The 18,922-nt window shown below is 72.7% G+C and carries 14 protein-coding genes; 12 read left to right on the top strand and 2 right to left on the bottom strand.

The window, feature by feature from the left end; genetic code table 11:
- Nucleotides 1-148: 148 nt before the first annotated feature.
- From mreC to ACWCV3_RS03100, 7 genes are all read left to right on the top strand, one after another.
- Nucleotides 149-1,105, top strand: coding sequence for a rod shape-determining protein MreC (mreC, locus tag ACWCV3_RS03070; protein ID WP_451217504.1), 957 nt, complete (start codon nt 149-151; stop codon nt 1,103-1,105).
- Between the two features lie 12 nt (nt 1,106-1,117).
- Nucleotides 1,118-1,792 (top strand): rod shape-determining protein MreD, encoded by a 675-nt coding sequence (gene mreD / locus ACWCV3_RS03075; RefSeq protein ID WP_451217506.1) that lies wholly within the window; start codon nt 1,118-1,120, stop codon nt 1,790-1,792.
- Between the two features lie 126 nt (nt 1,793-1,918).
- On the top strand, nt 1,919-4,165 hold the full coding sequence (mrdA, locus tag ACWCV3_RS03080; protein ID WP_451217509.1) for a penicillin-binding protein 2: 2,247 nt from the start codon (nt 1,919-1,921) through the stop codon (nt 4,163-4,165).
- The gene (rodA, locus tag ACWCV3_RS03085; protein WP_451217512.1) at nt 4,162-5,358 is read left to right on the top strand and encodes a rod shape-determining protein RodA; all 1,197 of its coding nucleotides are present in this window, start codon (nt 4,162-4,164) and stop codon (nt 5,356-5,358) included. The genes mrdA and rodA overlap by 4 nt, the downstream gene beginning before the upstream one ends.
- A 233-nt stretch (nt 5,359-5,591) precedes the next feature.
- Nucleotides 5,592-7,094, top strand: a complete 1,503-nt coding sequence (locus ACWCV3_RS03090) for a CYTH and CHAD domain-containing protein (protein WP_451217515.1) — start codon at nt 5,592-5,594, stop codon at nt 7,092-7,094.
- A gap of 105 nt (nt 7,095-7,199) precedes the next feature.
- The gene (locus tag ACWCV3_RS03095) at nt 7,200-9,155 is read left to right on the top strand and encodes a TIGR03960 family B12-binding radical SAM protein (RefSeq protein ID WP_451217518.1); all 1,956 of its coding nucleotides are present in this window, start codon (nt 7,200-7,202) and stop codon (nt 9,153-9,155) included.
- A gap of 72 nt (nt 9,156-9,227) precedes the next feature.
- On the top strand, nt 9,228-9,368 hold the full coding sequence (locus ACWCV3_RS03100) for a hypothetical protein (RefSeq protein WP_451217520.1): 141 nt from the start codon (nt 9,228-9,230) through the stop codon (nt 9,366-9,368).
- A 58-nt stretch (nt 9,369-9,426) separates the two neighbouring features.
- Here the strand turns inward: ACWCV3_RS03100 and ACWCV3_RS03105 are convergent, their stop codons facing one another.
- Both ACWCV3_RS03105 and ACWCV3_RS03110 read right to left on the bottom strand, forming a co-directional pair.
- The gene (locus tag ACWCV3_RS03105) at nt 9,427-9,780 is read right to left on the bottom strand and encodes a DUF805 domain-containing protein (protein WP_451217523.1); all 354 of its coding nucleotides are present in this window, start codon (nt 9,778-9,780) and stop codon (nt 9,427-9,429) included.
- Between the two features lie 132 nt (nt 9,781-9,912).
- Complete coding sequence (locus ACWCV3_RS03110; protein WP_451217526.1) at nt 9,913-11,154, bottom strand: alpha/beta hydrolase family protein; 1,242 nt, start codon at nt 11,152-11,154, stop codon at nt 9,913-9,915.
- Between the two features lie 183 nt (nt 11,155-11,337).
- Here ACWCV3_RS03110 and ACWCV3_RS03115 point away from each other — a divergent pair, with 183 nt between their 5' ends.
- From ACWCV3_RS03115 to ACWCV3_RS03135, 5 genes are all read left to right on the top strand, one after another.
- On the top strand, nt 11,338-11,955 hold the full coding sequence (locus tag ACWCV3_RS03115) for a hypothetical protein (RefSeq protein WP_451217529.1): 618 nt from the start codon (nt 11,338-11,340) through the stop codon (nt 11,953-11,955).
- 39 nt (nt 11,956-11,994) lie between these two features.
- Complete coding sequence (locus ACWCV3_RS03120; protein ID WP_451217532.1) at nt 11,995-13,188, top strand: hypothetical protein; 1,194 nt, start codon at nt 11,995-11,997, stop codon at nt 13,186-13,188.
- A 46-nt stretch (nt 13,189-13,234) separates the two neighbouring features.
- Nucleotides 13,235-14,011, top strand: a complete 777-nt coding sequence (locus tag ACWCV3_RS03125; RefSeq protein ID WP_451217535.1) for a TIGR03936 family radical SAM-associated protein — start codon at nt 13,235-13,237, stop codon at nt 14,009-14,011.
- Between the two features lie 268 nt (nt 14,012-14,279).
- The gene (locus ACWCV3_RS03130) at nt 14,280-18,557 is read left to right on the top strand and encodes an Rne/Rng family ribonuclease (RefSeq protein WP_451217538.1); all 4,278 of its coding nucleotides are present in this window, start codon (nt 14,280-14,282) and stop codon (nt 18,555-18,557) included.
- A 114-nt stretch (nt 18,558-18,671) separates the two neighbouring features.
- Nucleotides 18,672-18,922 (top strand): sugar phosphate nucleotidyltransferase (locus tag ACWCV3_RS03135; RefSeq protein WP_392219818.1); only part of this gene is annotated, 251 nt, incomplete at its 3' end.

Here is an 18,922-nt window from a genome sequence, read left to right on the forward strand (position 1 = left end):
GCCGTACGAGATGTTCTGCTCTCGTGCGGCGGATCGTTGATATAGAGGCATAAGCTCCCCCAACGGACCCCCTTCGATTCGCGCATCGGCAACGGCGCTTTATCGGGGGTCCCCGAATTCCAATAGAGGAAGGGCACGGCCGCCGCACGTGAGGGACACGAAAGAGAGCCGGCTGCTCCTGGTCCTGCTGATCGCCATCGCGTTCGCACTGATCACGGTGGACATCCGCGGAGGCCGGAACTCCCCGGTCGACGGAGCCCGGCAGGCCGCGGCCGCGGCCTTCGGCCCGATCGAGAACGGAATGTCCGCGGCGGTGGACCCGGTGGGCAACGCCGTCTCCGCCGTACGGGACTCCGGAGACCGCCATGACCGGCTCGCCGTCATGGAGAAGGAGAACGCGGCGCTCAAGGCCAAGCTGGGCAGTGACGACCGCACCCGCAGCCGTCTGAACCAGCTCGACCGGATGCTCAAGGTGGCGGGCCAGGGCCAGTACGGCATCAAGGGCGCCCAGGTCATCGCCATAGGAGCGGCCCAGGGCTTCTCCTGGACCATCACCATCGACGCCGGCGCCGACGACGGCATCAAGCGGGACATGACCGTCCTCAACGGCGACGGCCTGGTCGGCCGGGTCACCACGGTCGGCCCCGACACCGCCACCGTGCTGCTCGCCAACGACCCCGACTTCACCGTCGGCACCCGGATGGAGGGCAACGACGAACTCGGCTTCGCCTCCGGCCAGGGCGACCGCCCGCTGCGCGTCGAGCTCCTCGACGGCAAGGCGGAGGTGAAGAAGGGCGACCGGCTCGTCACCTTCGGCTCCCAGGCCGACAAGCCGTTCGTGCCCGGCGTGCCCGTCGGCGTGGTCTCCCGCGTCGACCCCTCCGGCGGCGGCCTGACCCGCACCCTCTACGTCACCCCCTACGTCGGATTCAGCAAGCTCGACATCGTCGGCGTGGTCGTCGCGGGACCGAAGAAGGACCCGCGCGACGAGGTACTCCCGGCCAAGCCCAAGCCGGTCCCGACGCCCACGGTGACCGTCACGGTCACCCCCTCGGCGGACGGCTCGCAGCCGGGCGACGCCGGAACCGACGGCCAGCAGCAGTAGGAGCTGAACCCCATGCGCCTCAACCGCGTCCTGCTCTCCACCGTTCTGGTGGTCGTTGCCCTGGTGATCCAGGTGAGTGTCCTGGCCCGCCTGCACCTGCCCGGCGCCGTGCCCGACCTGCTCCTCCTGACCGTCCTCGGCCTCGCCCTGGTGTACGGCCACGTCGGCGGCGCCCTGGTCGGCTTCGGCGCCGGACTCCTCGCGGACCTCGCCCCGCCCGCCGACCACGCGGCCGGCCGCTACGCCCTGGTGCTCTGCGTCATCGGCTACTTCGCCGGACTGGCCAAGCCCGAGACCGGCCGGCTGAAGTCCGCGTCTGGCCCCATGGCCGTCGTGGTCGCCGCCGCGATCGGCTCCACCCTGCTCTACGCGGGCGTCGGCGCCCTGGTCGGCGACACCGCCGCCCGCCATGTCGGCCTGCCCGGCCTGCTGTTCTCGGCCGCCCTGTACGACCTGCTGCTGGCCCCCTTCGTGGTGCCCGGCGTGATGTGGCTGGCCCGCCGCGCGGACAACGACCCGCTGGCCGAGTCGGGACCCGCAGCCAAGGCCGGCAACATCTCCTCGGGCTGGCTCTCCTCCGGCACCGGTCTGCGCATCGGCTCCCAGCGGGGCCTCGGCGCCCTGAAGGCCAGGGCCCGCACCCGCTCCGCCCGCGTCGGCCGGATCAAGGGAGTCAAGCGGCTGTGACTGCGCCCGAATCCACCCGTCGTCCGTACGCGCACACCGGTCCCCGCGCCGAGAGGGGGAGTCAGCAGCAGTGACGAACGCCCACCCGTCGCCCGCCACCGCCCTTCCAACGAACGGGCTGCGCCCATGACCAATATTCCCGAGACCGGGCGGACCCCACGGGTCCAGATCCGGCTGGTCGTCATCCAGATCCTCGTGCTCTCCCTGCTCGGCACCCTCGGCGGCCGGCTGTGGTACCTCCAGATCCGCGAGGGCGCCGCCTACCAGAAGGAGGCGTCCGGCAACCACGTCCAGCAGGTCGTGGACCCCGCCGTACGCGGTGACATCCTGGACGCGCGCGGGGTCCCGCTCGCGGACAACGAGACGCGGCTCGTCGTCTCCGCCTCCCGCACCGACCTGCTCAAGCAGAAGGACGACGGCAAGGGCGTGCTGGCCAAGCTCGCCGCCGTCCTCGGCCTGAAGCCGGAGGAGGTGCAGCAGAAGGTCCGGCTGTGCGACGCCAAGACCCCCCAGCCCTGCTGGAACGGCTCCCCGTACCAGCCCATCCCGATCACCGACGAGGCCACGCCCAGGCAGGCCCTCCAGATCCGGGAGCGCGCCGAGGACTTCCCCGGCATCACCGCCGAGCCCGAGGCGGTCCGCCGGTACGGCGCGCCGGGCAAGGCCAACACCTCCCAGGTCCTCGGGTACCTCTCCCCGGTCACCGACGAGGAGATCCAGAAGGCCAAGGACACCGACTCGCCCTACCTGCGCTCCGACATGGTCGGCCGCTCCGGCCTGGAACGGCAGTACGACAAGGAACTGCGCGGCAAGGCCGGCGTCACGCGGTACGAGGTGGACAACCTCGGCCGGGTCATCGGCAAGGCCCAGGCCGACCCGGCGGAGTCCGGCTCCAACCTGGTCACCAGCATCGACTCCCGCATCCAGCGGGTCACCGAGTTCGAGCTGGACAAGGCGATGAAGGTCGCCCGTCAGCAGTTCGACAAGATCACCGGCACCAACTACAAGGCTGACTCCGGTGCCGCCGTGGTGATGGAGGCCAAGACCGGCCGCATCGTCGCCATGGCCTCCGCGCCCGACTACGACCCGAACGTCTGGGTCGGCGGCATCTCCGCCAAGGACTACCGGACCCTGACCGGCAAGAACTCCGACTACCCGCTGCTGAACCGGGCCATCCAGGGCCAGGCCGCACCGGGCTCGACCTTCAAGGTGGTCTCCACGGCCGCCGCGGTCGAGGCGGGGTACGACTTCGACGGCCGCTACCCCTGCACGAGTTCCTACTCGGTGGGCGGCCAGGTCTTCAAGAACTTCGAGGGGGAGAACTTCGGCCCGATCCCGCTGGGCCGGGCACTCGAGGTCTCCTGCGACACCGTCTTCTACTACCTCTCCGACCAGCAGTGGAAGAAGGACGGCGGCATCAACCCGAAGAAGGGCCAGCCCAAGGACTTCTTCTACAAGGCCGCCCACCAGTTCGGCCTCGGCAAGGAGACCGGCGTCGACCTGCCCAACGAGGTCACCGGCCGCGTCCCGGACCGCCAGTGGAAGCTGGACTACTGGAAGGCCAACAAGGACGCCTGGTGCAAGTACGGCAAGAAGGACGGCTCGTACGTCGAGAAGATCGCCTACGAGAACTGCCTCGAGGGCAACAAGATGCGTGAGGGCGACTCGATCAACTACTCCATCGGCCAGGGCGACACCCTCGTCACGCCGATCCAGGAGGCGGTGATCTACGGCGCCGTCGCCAACGGCGGCACCATGTACCACCCGAGCATCGGCAAGGCGGTCATCAGCGCGGACGGCAAGTCGGTGCGCGAACTGAAGCCCAGGCCGTCGGGCAGGCTGCCGGTCAGCAAGGCCACCCTCAAGGGCATGGACGAGGCCTTCGCGGGCGTCATCACCCGCGGTACCGCGGCGTGGAAGTTCGGCGGCTGGCCGCAGGACAAGATCCCGCTGCACGGCAAGACCGGTACGGCGGAGGTCTACGGCAAGCAGACCACCTCCTGGCTGGCGACCTACTCCAAGGACTACACGGTGATCATGACGATCGCCCAGGCCGGTACGGGCTCCGGAGCCTCCGGTGAGGCCGTGCGCAACATCTACAGCGCGCTCTACGGCGTCCAGGGCGACGGCTCCGTCGACAACAGGAAGGCGATGCTGCCGCAGCCGCAGAAGACCCTTCCGAAGGTCCGTCCCGACGGCACGGTGGCCTCTCCGAAGATCACCGGCGACCCGGCCAAGGACGTGGAGAACGCGCAGAAGAACAACACGAGCAACGGCGAGGACCAGCCCGCCGCCACCTCGCCCTCGCCCAGCACCAACAGCAACACCCGCAGGCGGCCCCGCCGGAGGGGGAGCCGGAGGACGCGCACATGACCGGCAACACCTTCTCCGTCTCCGGGTACGGCCCCCAGCGGGCGGGCTGGAGCAGGATCTTCGCCCGCGACTCCCTGGCCCGCCGGCTCGACTGGCCGATACTGCTGGCCGCGCTCGCGCTGTCGATGATCGGCTCGATGCTGGTGTTCTCGGCGACCCGCAACCGCACCGAGATCAACCAGGGCGACCCGTACTACTTCCTGATCCGGCATCTCATGAACACCGGCATCGGGCTCGCCCTGATGATCGGCACCCTGTGGCTGGGCCACCGCGGCCTGCGCAACGCGGTGCCGATCCTCTACGGCCTCTCGGTGGCCGGCATCCTCGCGGTGCTCACCCCGCTGGGCTCCACGGTCAACGGCGCCCACTCCTGGATCGTGCTCGGCGGCGGCTTCTCGCTCCAGCCCTCGGAGTTCGTGAAGATCACGATCATCCTGGGCATGGCGATGCTGCTGTCCGCCCGGGTCGACGCGGGCGACAAGGCGTACCCGGACCACCGCACCGTGCTCCAGGCGCTCGGGCTGGCGGCGGTGCCGATCCTCATCGTGCTCCTCATGCCGGACCTCGGCTCGGTCATGGTGATGGTGATCATCATCCTGGGCGTGCTGCTCGCCTCCGGCGCCTCCAACCGCTGGGTCTTCGGCCTCATCTCGGCCGGAGCCACCGGCGCCATCGCGGTGTGGCAGCTCCACATCCTGGACGACTACCAGATCAACCGGTTCGCGGCCTTCGCCAACCCGGAGCTGGACCCTGCGGGCGTCGGCTACAACACCAACCAGGCCCGCATCGCCATCGGCTCCGGCGGCCTGACCGGTTCCGGGCTGTTCCACGGCTCGCAGACCACCGGCCAGTTCGTGCCGGAGCAGCAGACCGACTTCGTCTTCACCGTCGCGGGTGAGGAACTCGGCTTCCTCGGGGCCGGACTGATAATCCTCCTCCTCGGCGTCATCCTGTGGCGCGCCTGCCGCATCGCCCGCGACTCGACCGAGCTGTACGGCACGGTCGTGGCCGCCGGCATCGTCGCCTGGTTCGCCTTCCAGGCGTTCGAGAACGTCGGCATGACCCTCGGCATCATGCCGGTCACCGGCCTGCCTCTGCCCTTCGTCTCCTACGGCGGCTCCTCGATGTTCGCGGTCTGGATCGCGGTGGGGCTGCTTCAATCGATCAGAGCGCAGCGACCCATGTCGGCGTGAGCCTCCGGCGGTTCGGCGGACGGACACGGGTGACGACGCGATCATGCGCCCTCCGGTCCCTGCTCCGCCGGCGGGCCCGGCCCGGCACCCCTCACGGGGAGGCCGGACCGGGCCCGCCGGCGTTTCCAGGAGCGCGTGCGGCCCCGCGACACGGCGGTCCGCCGGGCCTGACCCGCTGCCCCGACCGCCCGCGGGGGCTGGTTGAGATCGCGCGCGCGTTCTAGATTCGGTTCATGGCGGACGTGAAGCGGGAGATCGAGCGGAAGTACGACGTCACGGACGAGGGCCTGCCCGACCTGGCCGGGGCAGGCGCGGTGGTGGACGTCGTCGACGAAGGCGTGGTCGAGCTGGACGCCCACTACTACGACACCGCCGACGAGCGCCTCGGCGCCGCCGCACTCACCCTGCGCCGCCGTACCGGAGGCGCGGACGCCGGATGGCATCTGAAGTTCCCGGTCGCTCCCGGTGTCCGGGACGAGATCCGCGCCCCCCTCTCGGACACCGTGCCGAAGGAGATCGCCGCGCTGGTCCGCTCGCGCGTCCGGAACGCCGAGCTGATCCCCGTGGTCCGGCTGCGGTCCGCCCGCGACGTACGGCACCTGCTCGGCGCGGACGGCACCCTGCTGGCCGAGGCGAGCGTGGACACCGTCACCGCCGAGCGGCTCAACCGCGCGGGCGGCACCGCCCAATGGACCGAGATCGAGGTGGAGCTGGCCGACGGCGCCGACCCGGCCGTGCTGGACGCCGTCGAGGAGCGGCTCGCGGAGGCGGGGATACGGCCCTCGAAGTCGTCCTCCAAGGTGGCCGAGGCGCTGCGCCGCACCGGCGGCTCCCGCAAGCGGCCTCCCGAACGGCCGGCCAAGCCGGTCACGGCAGGGGACCACGTCCTCGCGTACATCCGCGAGCAGCGCGAGGCGATCCTCGCCCACGACCCCGGTGTCCGACGCGACCTGCCGGACTCCGTGCACCAGATGCGGGTCGCCACCCGCCGGCTCCGCTCCGCCTTCCGGTGCTTCGGCTCCGTGCTCGACCCCGACGCCACCGCCCCGGTCGCCGCCGAGCTGAAGTGGCTGGCCCGCGAACTCGGGGTGGACCGGGACCAGGAGGTGCTGGCGGAACGGCTGACGGACGCCCTGGACGCCGTCCCGCCCGGCGCGGTCACCGGCCCGGTCCGCGAGCGCCTCGCCTCCTGGGCGACCGCGCGGCACGCCGGTACCCGCGGCCAGGTGCTCGGCGTGCTGGACTCCGCCCGCTACCTCGCCCTGCTGGACAGCCTCGACACCCTGCTCGCGGACCCGCCGCTGCGGGGGAGGGCGGCGCGGAAACCCGGCAAGGTGCTCACCCGCGCCCTGGCGAAGGAGGGCGCCGGGCTGGCCCGGCTGGTGCGTGCGGCGCTGGAGCTGCCGCCCGGCGAGGAGCGCGACCACGCCCTGCACCAGGCCCGTAAGCGGGCCAAGCGGGCCCGGTACGCCGCCGACGCGGCCGTCCCCGCGCTCGGAGGCTCCGCGCACGCCCCGGCCCGCGCGGCGAAGAAACTGACCAGCCTGCTCGGCGAGCACCAGGACAGCGTGCTGGCCCGGCAGACCCTGCGCGAGCTGGCGGCGGTGGCACACGCGGCAGGGGAGAGCGCCTTCACCTACGGGGTGCTGCACGAGCGGGAGGAGCGGGCGGCCCGGCGCACCGAGGAGAGGCTGCCCGCGGTGTGGGCGAAGACCCGATCGGCGTTCCCGCACTGAGCTCGGCGTACGGAAGTCGCGTCCGAACGGGTTAGGCTTGATGGTCACCCTTCCAGCCTCCGGCCGGGAGATGCCCTTTAGTCAGCTCACGAAGGTAATGCCGCGATGTCTGTCGAGTCGGTCTTCCCGCAGCTCGAAGCCTTGCTCCCGCATGTGCAGAAGCCGATCCAGTACGTCGGCGGAGAACTGAACTCCACGGTCAAGCCCTGGGACGAGGCCGAGGTCCGCTGGGCGCTGATGTACCCGGACGCCTACGAGGTCGGTCTGCCCAACCAGGGCGTCATGATCCTCTACGAGGTGCTCAACGAGCAGCAGGGCGTCCTCGCCGAGCGCACGTACAGCGTGTGGCCGGACCTGGAGGCCCTGATGCGGGAGCACGGCGTCCCGCAGTTCACCGTCGACAGCCACCGCCCGGTGAAGGCGTTCGACGTGTTCGGTCTGAGCTTCTCCACCGAGCTGGGCTACACCAACATGCTCACGGCGCTGGAGCTGGCGGGCATCCCGCTGGAGTCGCGGGACCGTACCGTCGACGACCCGATCGTGCTGGCCGGCGGCCACGCGGCGTTCAACCCGGAGCCGATCGCGGACTTCATCGACGCGGCGATCATCGGTGACGGCGAGCAGGCCGTGCTGGACATGACGGAGATCATCCGCCGCTGGAAGGCCGAGGGCCGCCCCGGTGGCCGCGAGGAGGTCCTGCTCCGGCTGGCGAAGACCGGCGCGGTGTACATCCCGGCGTTCTACGACGTGGAGTACCTGCCCGACGGCCGCATCGGCCGCGTGGTCCCCAACCGCTCCGGTGTGCCGTGGCGGGTCTCCAAGCACACGGTGATGGACCTGGACGAGTGGCCCTACCCGAAGCAGCCGCTGGTGCCGCTCGCGGAGACGGTGCACGAGCGGATGTCGGTGGAGATCTTCCGCGGCTGCACGCGCGGCTGCCGGTTCTGCCAGGCGGGCATGATCACCCGCCCGGTGCGCGAGCGCTCCATCACCGGTATCGGTGACATGGTCGAGAAGGGGCTCAACGCGACCGGCTTCGAGGAGGTCGGCCTGCTGTCGCTGTCCTCGGCGGACCACTCCGAGATCGGCGAGATCGCCAAGGGCCTGGCGGACCGGTACACGGACGACAAGATCGGCCTGTCGCTGCCGTCCACCCGTGTCGACGCGTTCAACGTCGACCTGGCCAACGAGCTGACCCGCAACGGCCGTCGCTCGGGCCTCACCTTCGCCCCCGAGGGCGGCTCCGAGCGCATGCGCAAGGTCATCAACAAGATGGTCTCGGAGGAGGACCTGATCCGCACGGTCGCCACCGCCTACGGCAACGGCTGGCGCCAGGTGAAGCTCTACTTCATGTGCGGCCTGCCCACCGAGACGGACGACGACGTCCTCCAGATCGCCGACATGGCGACCCACGTGATCCAGAAGGGCCGCGAGGTCTCCGGCTCGGGCGACATCCGCTGCACGGTCTCCATCGGCGGGTTCGTACCCAAGCCGCACACCCCGTTCCAGTGGGCGCCCCAGCTCTCCGCCGAGGAGACCGACGCGCGCCTGCAGAAGCTGCGCGACAAGATCCGCGGCGACAAGAAGTACGGCCGCTCCATCGGCTTCCGCTACCACGACGGCAAGCCCGGCATCGTCGAGGGCCTGCTCTCGCGCGGCGACCGGCGCGTCGGCGCGGTCATCCGCGCCGTCTACGAGGACGGCGGCCGCTTCGACGGCTGGCGTGAGCACTTCTCCTACGACCGCTGGATGGGCTGCGCGGACAAGGCGCTGGCCGACTTCGGCGTCGACGTCGACTGGTACACCACCCGCGAGCGCTCCTACGAGGAGGTCCTCCCGTGGGACCACCTCGACTCCGGCCTCGACAAGGACTGGCTGTGGGAGGACTGGCAGGACGCCCTCGACGAGACCGAGGTCGAGGACTGCCGCTGGACCCCCTGCTTCGACTGCGGCGTCTGCCCGCAGATGGACACCCACATCCAGATCGGCCCGACGGGCAAGAAGCTGCTGCCGCTGGCCGTGAAGAACGCGGGTCCGGCGCCGGGCGGCCACTCCCACTGAGTGCGAGCGCACCCTCAGGGGGACGGGCCTTCGGGTCCGTCCCCCTCGTGCGTGGCGGTGCGCTGAAGTCCCTTGGCCGTCTCGGCCGTGCTCGGGCTGCTGACGTGGGCGCTCGTCAAGGCCGGATGGCTGCGGGCGTGGTGGTTCGTGGTTACCGTGGCCTTCGCTGTCGCCGCGTTGCTGCGGCTGACGTTGCTCGCGCCGGAGCTGTGAACGCGACGAAGGGCCCACCGGGTGTTCCGGTGGGCCCTTCGTCGTGGCTGGGCCGGCGTCAGGCGGCCGGGGCGTACTTCGGGTTGGGGCCGTACTCGTTGGCCTCCGGCTTGCCCTCGGAGGCGACGAAGACGAGGAGGATGATGCCGCCGACGAGCGGGATCAGGGAGATGAGGATCCACCAGCCGGAGCGGCTCGTGTCGTGCAGGCGCCGGACCGTGACGGCGAGGCCCGGGATCAGGACGGCGAGGAAGTAGACGATCCCGAGGATCGAGGTGTCCAGGGCGTTGTCCACGATCGCCAGCACGATGCTGATGGCCAGGTTGAACAGGAAGAACATCCAGTATTCCTGCCGCCGCGCGCGACCGCTGAACACCGCGTACTTCTTGAGCACGTCCACGTACCAGTGCATTTGTCGTTCCCCCCAGGAAAGTGCGTGACTGGCCTCTTATGGAAGCAGCAGCCCTGGCCGGAATCCATAGGTTTGGCGTGGTCAGATCAAGGCGTTACAGGGCCGCAGCCGTACGGTGATCAAACCCGTTCCTCACACCGCGCCGGCGGTGGCGAGCCGGGCGTCCAGCCAGTCGAAGACCCGCTCCTCGAACAGCGCCCGCCCCAGCGGCTCGCAGTGCAGGTGCGCCCCTTCCTCCTCGGTGAAGCGCACCAGCTCCTTGGGGCCGGGCAGCGCGTCGTACAACTGCTCCGACGCGCCGGGCCAGAAGTGCTCGCCCTCCGGGTCGGTGATCAGCAGCGGGGTGGTGACGCGGTCCACGACGCGGGTGAGGTCCTGCCGGGACACCTCGGTCAGCAGGTCGTACCGCGAGACCTCGCACAGCAGGTCGTAGGGCGTCTCGACCCCGTACGGCTTGGCCCGCCAGCGCCACGTCGCGGCCAGTGCCGAGTTCTGCTCCAGTGCCTCCTCGATGATCGCGTCGAAGGCGTCCCGGTCCCCGGACTCCCACAGTGCCCGCAGGTCGGGCCCGAGGTGCTGCCACCAGCTCTCCGCGACCCGCACCACCCCCGGATCGGCGACCGCGGCCGCGAGCCGGTGCTCGAAGGCCAGCGCGCGGGGCACCCAGTACCCGCCCTGGCTGATCCCGGCCAGCGCGATCCGCCGCGGGTCCACGTCGGGGCGGGCGAGGAGGAAGTCCACGACCGGGGTGATGACGTTCTCCCAGTCCGGCCGGAAAGTGACCCCCCGATCGAACAGCATCGACTGCTGCCCGGGGCCGTCGAAGAGCAGGACGCGGTATCCCCGCTCCACGGCCGGGGCACCGAGCAGCGTCCAGGCCGAACTGAGCGGGCCGTCACTGCCGTTGTTGGCGATCAGCGTCGGAAGCGGCTCGTCGGTGCCGGGCGGGCCGATCAGATAGCCGGGGAGCGTGGTGTCCTCGTACGGGATCGACACCGGCTCGGCGGGCGGGTCCAGGGCCAGCAGGAACCGGTCCAGGCAGGCCCGGTGCTCGCTGAACGCCTCCGCCGCCCGCTTCTCCGCGTCGGGTACCGCGTCCACACCGACCATCGCGGTGCCCAGATAGCCGGCCGCGCGCAGCCATCCCTCGCGGGCGCTCACCGGGTGGCCGGCCGCCGCGCACTCCTCCGCCTCCACCCGGACGCGGCGCCCGAGGTCCAGCCAGGCGTCGAACCACGCCTGCCCGTCGCCGTCCGCCACCGAGGCGGCGGTGGTGAGCACCTCGCCCGCGTCGGCTCCGTGCCGCCACACCGAACCGAGGGCGAGCAGGATCTCGAAGTTGAACTGGTCGTTCTCGCTGAAGCGATAAGTCATGACGGCTCCCGGACACGCCGAGCGGACCCCTGGGTGGTCCGGACCGCCCTTCCACGGTAGGTGCCCGCCCGCCACCGCGCACCACGGGCGGGCGGCGTGCGGGCGGGGAAGTGCGGCGGGACGATGGGAAAGGGAGCGGACCGCGACATCCCACGACGACTCACCTCAGGAGAGGACGTCCTCATGGCCGAGCAGGCGATCGCGGAACAGGCCGCGACCGACGGGAGGAAACCGCTCGGCACCGCGGGCGCCCTCCTCTCCTTCGCACCCTGGATCATCTTCGGCGTGGTGGCCGGCCCCAGCACCTGGGAGTACGCGGCGCTCGCCGCTCTGATCGCGGCCCTCGTGCTGTCCGCCCAGGACCTGCTCCACGGCAGGGTCCGCATCCTCGACGCGGCCGGCATCGTGTTCTTCGCCGTGCTCTCCGTCATGGCGCTCGCCCTGAACCGCCCGGACCTGCTCTGGCTGGAGACCTACGCCCAGGTCATCTCCAGCGGCCTGGTCGCCGTCATCGCCTTCGTCTCGCTGCTGTACGACCCCTTCACCGCGCAGTACGCCCGCGAGTCGACCCCGCGCCAGTACTGGGACTCGCCCGTGTTCCGGCACATCAACCGGGTGCTCACCACGTGCTGGGGCGTCACCTTCGCCCTCATGACGGCCTCCACCTGGCTCGCCGTCCACTTCCCCCGCCAGGACGACTGGCTGAACTGGGTCGTCCCCGTCGCCCTGCTGGTCGTCGCGGTGAAGCTCACCCGGCGCTACCCGGAGACGTACAAGGCCCGCGTGCTTCCGGCGGACTGAAGGGGCATCCAAAACCGGGCCGGCGGCGTCCAAGAGGGTATGGACCTCGACAAGCCGCCCGCGCCGCAGCCCCCGGAGGGCTGCCTCGTCGTCGCCCTCCGCCTGCCCGTCCGGATCGTCGTGCTGGTGCTCGTGGTGCCGGTACGGCTCGCGTGGGACGCGCTGGCCGCGGCCGGACGGCTCCTGCACGCCACCGTGCTGCGGCCCCTCGGCCGCGTGCTGCTGTGGACCGGCCGGGCCCTGTTCGTCCTGCCCTTCGTGGCGCTGTGGCGCTGGGTGCTGATCCCGCTGGGCACAGCCTTGAGGTGGCTCGGGCACGTCCTGGTCGCCGCGCCGCTGACCTGGGCATACGTCCGGGTGCTGACCCCCCTCGGCCACGCGCTGCGCCGGGCCGGGCGGGGTGCGGTCACCTACCTGCTGGCGCCGGCCGGGCGGGGCATGGCCTGGCTGGCGCGGGGTGCCGGCGTCCTGCTGGCCGCCGTCGGGCTCGGGGTGTTCACCGGAGCCGCGTGGCTCGTCCGGTACCTGCTCGTCGTCCCCGCCCGGTGGCTGCACGTCCAGGTGCTGAGTCCGGTGGGGCGGGGGCTGCTGCGGCTGGCCGAGGTCCTGGTCGCGGGGGCGGGGGCGGCCCTGTACTGGACGGGCCGCGTGCTGTTGGTGCGGCCCGCTCTCGCGCTGTGGCGCTGGGTGCTGAGTCCGGTGGGGCGGGGGCTGCTGCGGCTGGCCGAGGTCCTGGTCGCGGGGGCGGGGGCGGTCCTGTACTGGACGGGCCGCGTGCTGTTGGTGTGGCCCGCTCTCGCGCTGTGGCGCTGGGTGCTGGTCCCCGTGGGCCGGGTGCTGGCCGTGGTCGCGCGGGAGGTCGCCGGCGCGCTCGGGCACGCCTGGCGGATCGCCGGGCACCTCTCCCGTCTGGTGGGCCGTGCCCTCGGGACCCTCTTCCGGTGGATCTTCGTGGAGCCCGCCCGCTGGATGTACCGGAGTGTCCTCACCCCGGTAGGGCACGTCGTACGGGACGCGGTGCTGCGGCCCGCCGCCCGGGCCGCGCGCGAGGTGGGCCGGGCCACCCGGCTGACCCTCGCCGCCGCCCGCGACACCCTGCGCGAGACCCGCAGGGAACTGCGCCGGGCCCTCTTCGGAGAACCCCGGCAGCAGGCCGCGGTGGACCGGCGGGAACCCGCGGCGCGCGAGCCACGTACTCTTGGTAGCGGTACGACCGTTCTCACGAAGGACTAGGACACTGGGCAAGCGACAGCCCGAAGGCCCGCCGCCCGCACCCGCGGTGCAGCGCATCCGACTGCGTTACACCAAGCGCGGCCGCCTCCGGTTCACCAGCCACCGCGACTTCCAGCGTGCCTTCGAGCGCGCGTTGCGCCGCGCCGAGGTACCCATGGCGTACTCGGCGGGGTTCACGCCGCACCCGAGGGTGTCGTACGCCAATGCCGCACCCACCGGCACGGGCAGTGAGGCGGAGTACCTCGAGATCGCGCTGACCGCGCCGCGCGACCCCGGCACCCTGCGCGCCCTGCTCGACGAGTCGATGCCCGCCGGGCTCGACATCGTCGACGCCGTGGAGGGCCGCACGTCGGGGCTCGCCGACCGGCTCACCGCCTCCGTGTGGGAGCTGCGGCTGGACGGCGTGCGTCCCGAGGAGGCCCGGGCCGCCACCGACGCCTTCATGGCGGCGGAGACGGTTCAGGTGCAGCGGATGGCCAAGAACGGCGTCCGTACCTTCGACGCCCGCGCCGCCGTCGTCGCCCTCGAAACGCGGGACGAGTCGGCTGATAGGCCCAGCGACCGGCCCTGTGCGATACTGCGCCTGGTTGTTCGGCACGTGACGCCTGCCGTACGACCCGACGACGTCCTGTCCGGTCTTCGCGCCGTGGCCGACCTGGCGCCGCCGGTCCCCGCAGCGGTGACCAGGCTGGCGCAGGGGCTGTTCGATGAAGAGACCGGCACGGTGACCGACCCGCTCGCGCCCGACCGCGAGGCAGCCACGGCCCCGAAGGCCGAACCGGCTGCCGCCGCGACGGTGCCGGCGCCGGAAGGTCCCGCGTAGGGACGCACGCCGTAGCGCCGCCCTCTGATCCGGGAGCCACCTGGGTCGGGCAGCGCACCGACCAGAAGACTTTCGCCAGGCCGTACCGACAAGGCGTACGGAACCGGCGAGACAGGACACAGAGTGCTCCCGTGCGGCGCCCGCGCCCCGGACGGCGGCCACCGCGCATCGCGCGGGCCGCGGACGTCAGCGGTGGCCGGTTCTCTTCCCGAGACCGGCCCCGGACCAGGCGCGGCGACCCGGGAGCCCCGACGGGAGAAATGCCCGCATGCTCGAACCGACCGAGCCCAACGAGGGCTCCGAACCGAACACGCCGAGCGACACGCTGCCCCCGCGCAGGCGTCGCCGTGCCGCGTCCCGCCCGGCGGGTTCGCCCGCCGCCGCTGCCGGCACCGAGACCGGCGCGCAGCCCGAGGCCGCCGCCCCGGCACCGCAGGCCGAGGCCCCCGAGGCCCCCGCCGAAGCGGCGCCGCGCCCGCGTCGCCGCACCACCCGCCGTGCCTCCGCGCCCGCCGGAACCCCGACGGCCGCCGAGGCCGCGACCGTCACCGAGCCGGCCGTACCGGCCGCGTCCGCCGACGAACAGGCCGACGCCACTGCCGAGACCGCCGCGCCCGCGCCGCGCCGCACCCGCCGCCGCGCCTCCGCGCCCGCCGGATCGCCCACGCAGGTCACCGCCGAGGACAACAAGGCCGAGGAGGCCGACGTGGCCCAGGACACCGAGGACAACAAGGCCGCCGAACCGGCCGGGTCCGCCACCGAGACCCCGGCCGCGCGTCCGCGCCGCCGCGCCACCCGGCGTGCCTCCGCCCCGGCCGGTGCGCCGAAGGCCGCCGAGGCGCCCGAGACGGAGCAGCCCGCCGCCGAGCAGGTCCCGGCCGCCGCGACGGAGACGGCCACGGAGAGCGAGGCTCCCGCCGCGCGTCCGCGCCGCAGGGCCACGCGCCGTGCCTCCGCGCCCGCGGCGGAGGCCGCCGCCGAGGCCGTCGTCACCGAGACCCCCGCCGCCGAGCCCGAGCCGGCTCCGGCCGCCGAGCCCGAGCCCGAGGCAGCTCCGGCCGGCCGTACGCGCCGCCGCGCCACCCGCCGGGTCACCGCGCCCGCCGAGACCCCGGCCGTAGAGGCCCCCGCCGCCGCGGCCCCCGCCGTCGCGGCCGAGCCGGTCGCGGATGCCGAGCCGGTCACCGAGGCCGCGCCCGAGACCGAGGCCGCCCCCGGCCGTGCCCGCCGTCGGGCCACCCGCCGGGCCTCCGCGCCGGCCGGTGCCCCGGCCGCCGTCGAGGAGAAGGCCGAGGAGAAGGCCGAGGAGAAGCCCCAGGCCGCCGAGCCCGAGCAGCGCCCCGCCCGCAAGGCGACGCAGTCCGCGCCGGTCGAGCCCGAGGGCGGCCGCCGCCGTCGCCGCGCCGTGCGCCAGGCCGCGGGCGGGTTCTCCGCGCCCGCTCCCGCCGAGGGCGACGCCCCCCGCCGTGCCGCCCGGCCCGCCGTGGCCACCTTCCAGGCGCCGGTCTTCACCGAGCCCAGGTTCCAGACCCCGCAGCGCGCCGCCGCCGAGGCGGCGGCCCAGGCCGCCGGCGTCCGGGAGCCCGAGAAGGCGGAGGAGGCCGAGGAGTTCGAGGAGACCACCACCGCCCCCGAGCCGTCCGCCGACGAGCGCGGCGACGGCCGCCGCCGCCGTCGTCGCCGTGGCGCTCCCGCCGAGGAGACGCGCGCGGTGGAGGAGAAGCCGGAGCAGGCCGAGGAGCCCGCCGAGGACGAGGCCGACGACTCCGACGACGCCGAGGGCTCGGACGACTCCGGTTCGCGCCGCCGCCGCCGCCGGGGTGGCCGTCGCCGCCGCCGCGGCGACGCCTACGACGGTGACGACAACGGCGAGGGCGCCGACGACGCCGAGTCCGGCGAGCTCGCCGCCGAGCAGGCGGAGCAGGACGCCGAGGACACCGCCGAGCAGGCGGAAGAGGACGCCGAGGACGCCGAGGAGGCACGCGGCGAGGAGGCCGGTGGCTCCAGCTCCAGCCGTCGCCGCCGCCGCCGTCGCCGTCGCGCCGGGGACTCCGGTGGCGAGGCCGAGCCGTCGTCCGCGGACGACCCCGAGCGCACCGTCGTCAAGGTCCGCGAGCCCCGCAAGGCCGCCGAGCCGTCCGACGAGGTCCAGTCCATCAAGGGCTCCACGCGCCTGGAGGCCAAGAAGCAGCGCCGCCGCGAGGGCCGTGAGCAGGGCCGCCGCCGCGTGCCGATCATCACCGAGGCCGAGTTCCTGGCCCGCCGTGAGGCCGTCGAGCGCGTGATGGTCGTGCGCCAGCACGGCGAGCGCACCCAGATCGGCGTCCTGGAGGACGGCGTGCTCGTCGAGCACTACGTCAACAAGGAGCAGGCCACCTCCTACGTCGGCAACGTCTACCTGGGCAAGGTCCAGAACGTGCTGCCGTCCATGGAGGCCGCCTTCATCGACATCGGCAAGGGCCGCAACGCCGTCCTGTACGCCGGTGAGGTCAACTTCGAGGCGCTCGGCATGGCCAACGGGCCGCGCCGTATCGAGTCCGCCCTCAAGTCCGGCCAGCCGGTCCTGGTCCAGGTGACCAAGGACCCGATCGGTCACAAGGGCGCCCGCCTCACCAGCCAGGTCTCCCTGCCGGGCCGCTACCTCGTGTACGTCCCCGAGGGCTCGATGACCGGCATCAGCCGCAAGCTGCCCGACACCGAGCGGGCCCGGCTGAAGACCATCCTCAAGAAGATCGTCCCCGAGGACGCGGGCGTCATCGTGCGCACCGCCGCCGAGGGCGCGAGCGAGGACGAGCTGCGCCGTGACGTCGAGCGGCTCCAGGCGCAGTGGGAGGAGATCAAGAAGAAGGCGAAGACGGGCAACGCCCCGGCGCTGCTGTACGGCGAGCCGGACATGACCGTCCGCGTCGTCCGCGACATCTTCAACGAGGACTTCTCCAAGGTCATCGTCAGCGGTGACGAGGCGTGGTCGACCATCCACGGCTACGTCTCCCACGTCGCCCCCGACCTCACCGACCGGCTCCAGAAGTGGACCGGCGAGGTCGACGTCTTCGCCACGTACCGGATCGACGAGCAGCTCGCCAAGGCGCTGGACCGCAAGGTCTGGCTGCCCAGCGGCGGTTCACTGGTGATCGACCGGACCGAGGCGATGGTCGTCGTCGACGTCAACACCGGCAAGTTCACCGGCCAGGGCGGCAACCTGGAGGAGACGGTCACCAGGAACAACCTGGAGGCGGCCGAGGAGATCGTGCGCCAGCTCCGGCTGCGCGACCTCGGCGGCATCATCGTCATCGACTTCATCGACATGGTGCTGGAGTCCAACCGGGACCTGGTGCTGCGCCGTCTGCTGGAGTGCCTGGGCCGGGACCGGACCAAGCACCAGGTGGCCGAGGTGACGTCGCTGGGCCTGGTGCAGATGACCCGCAAGCGGGTCGGCCAGGGCCTGCTGGAGTCCTTCTCCGAGAACTGCGTCCACTGCAACGGCCGTGGCGTCATCGTGCACATGGAGCAGCCCACCTCCGTCGGTGGCGGTGGTGGCGGCAAGCGCAAGAAGCGCGGCCGCGGCGACGGCCAGGTCCACGAGCACGAGCACGAGACCGCCGCGCCGGTGGAGACCGAGACGGCCGCAGAGGTGGCCGCCGAGGCCGCCGAGCCGGTAGCGCTGCCCGCGCCGGACTTCACCGCGGACGAGGAGCTCTACAGCTCCGTCGCCGAGGCGGAGGCCGCCGCCGGACGGGGCCGCTCGCGCCGGAAGGCCGGCCGCCGGGCCTCCGCCCCGGCCGGTGCGCCGAAGGAGGGCAGCCGCCGTTCCGCCGAGCGGGCCGAGCGGTTCGAGCGTGCCGCCGAGGAGGCACCGACCGCCGCGTCGGTCACCGCCGAGGAGGCCGCCGTCGCCCCCGTGCTGCCGGAGCCGGCTGCCGAGGCGCACGCCGAGCCGATGGCCGCCGAGGACCCGGTGGTCGCGCCGGAGCCCGCCGCGGAGGAGGCCGCGCCCAAGGGCCGTGCCCGTCGCCGGGTCACCCGCAAGGTGTCCGCGCCCGCCGGTTCGCCGGCCGGAGCCGAGGCCGCCGTGGTGACCGTCGCGGAGCCCGCGCCGGTGGCCGAGCCGGAGCAGCTGCCGGAGCCGGAGGCCGTTCCGGCGGCCGAGGGGAGTGCCGCCCCGGCCCGTCCGCGCCGCCGCGCGGTGCGCAAGGCCACCGCGCCGACCGCGTCGGAGGAGACGGCCGTCCTGGTCGTGCCGTCGTCCGCGCCGGAGCCGGCCGCGACCGAGCCCGCCGCCGAGGAGCCCGCCGCAGAGGCGGAGTCCGAGGAGGCCGCGCCCGCCAAGAAGACCGCCCGCAAGGCGGCCAAGAAGGCCCCGGCGAAGAAGACGGCCGCGAAGAAGACCACGGCCGCCAAGAAGACGACGGCCGCGAAGAAGACCGCCGCCAAGACGACGACGGCGAAGAAGACGACGGCCAAGAAGGCGGCCAAGACCGCCGGGACGGCCGCCAAGTCGACGGCGAAGAAGACCACCACGGTCCCCGCGCCCGACGACGAGAGCTGAACCGGACACCCCTCGTGTGGTCCTGTCGTCCGCGACAGGGCCACACGGCTTTGCCCCCCACCCCGCGAACCGGGGAAGTCGCCCCGGAACCGGGGAAGTTAAGGAGAACCCGCGATGATAGGTCTCGTGCTGGCGGCCGGCGCCGGACGGCGTCTGCGCCCCTACACCGACACCCTGCCCAAGGCACTGGTGCCGGTGGGCCCGGAGGGTGACGAGGAGTCGCTGACGGTGCTGGACCTGACGCTGGGGAACTTCGCGGAGGTCGGCCTGACCGAGGTCGGTGTCATCGTCGGCTACCGCAAGGAGGCCGTCTACGACCGCAAGGCCGCGCTGGAGGCGAAGTACGGCCTGAAGATCACGCTGAT

It is taken from the genome of Streptomyces sp. NPDC001781 (genome assembly GCF_053596035.1).

Bases quoted from the DNA above. Each gene is read 5' to 3' on its own strand.
- mrdA (WP_451217509.1), top strand. From the start codon at position 1,919: ATGACCAATATTCCCGAGACCGGGCGGACCCCACGGGTCCAGATCCGG.
- ACWCV3_RS03110 (WP_451217526.1), bottom strand. From the start codon at position 11,154: ATGACTTATCGCTTCAGCGAGAACGACCAGTTCAACTTCGAGATCCTG.
- ACWCV3_RS03095 (WP_451217518.1), top strand. From the start codon at position 7,200: ATGTCTGTCGAGTCGGTCTTCCCGCAGCTCGAAGCCTTGCTCCCGCAT.
- ACWCV3_RS03090 (WP_451217515.1), top strand. From the start codon at position 5,592: ATGGCGGACGTGAAGCGGGAGATCGAGCGGAAGTACGACGTCACGGAC.
- ACWCV3_RS03130 (WP_451217538.1), top strand. From the start codon at position 14,280: ATGCTCGAACCGACCGAGCCCAACGAGGGCTCCGAACCGAACACGCCG.
- ACWCV3_RS03120 (WP_451217532.1), top strand. From the start codon at position 11,995: ATGGACCTCGACAAGCCGCCCGCGCCGCAGCCCCCGGAGGGCTGCCTC.
- mreD (WP_451217506.1), top strand. From the start codon at position 1,118: ATGCGCCTCAACCGCGTCCTGCTCTCCACCGTTCTGGTGGTCGTTGCC.
- ACWCV3_RS03115 (WP_451217529.1), top strand. From the start codon at position 11,338: ATGGCCGAGCAGGCGATCGCGGAACAGGCCGCGACCGACGGGAGGAAA.
- ACWCV3_RS03105 (WP_451217523.1), bottom strand. From the start codon at position 9,780: ATGCACTGGTACGTGGACGTGCTCAAGAAGTACGCGGTGTTCAGCGGT.
- rodA (WP_451217512.1), top strand. From the start codon at position 4,162: ATGACCGGCAACACCTTCTCCGTCTCCGGGTACGGCCCCCAGCGGGCG.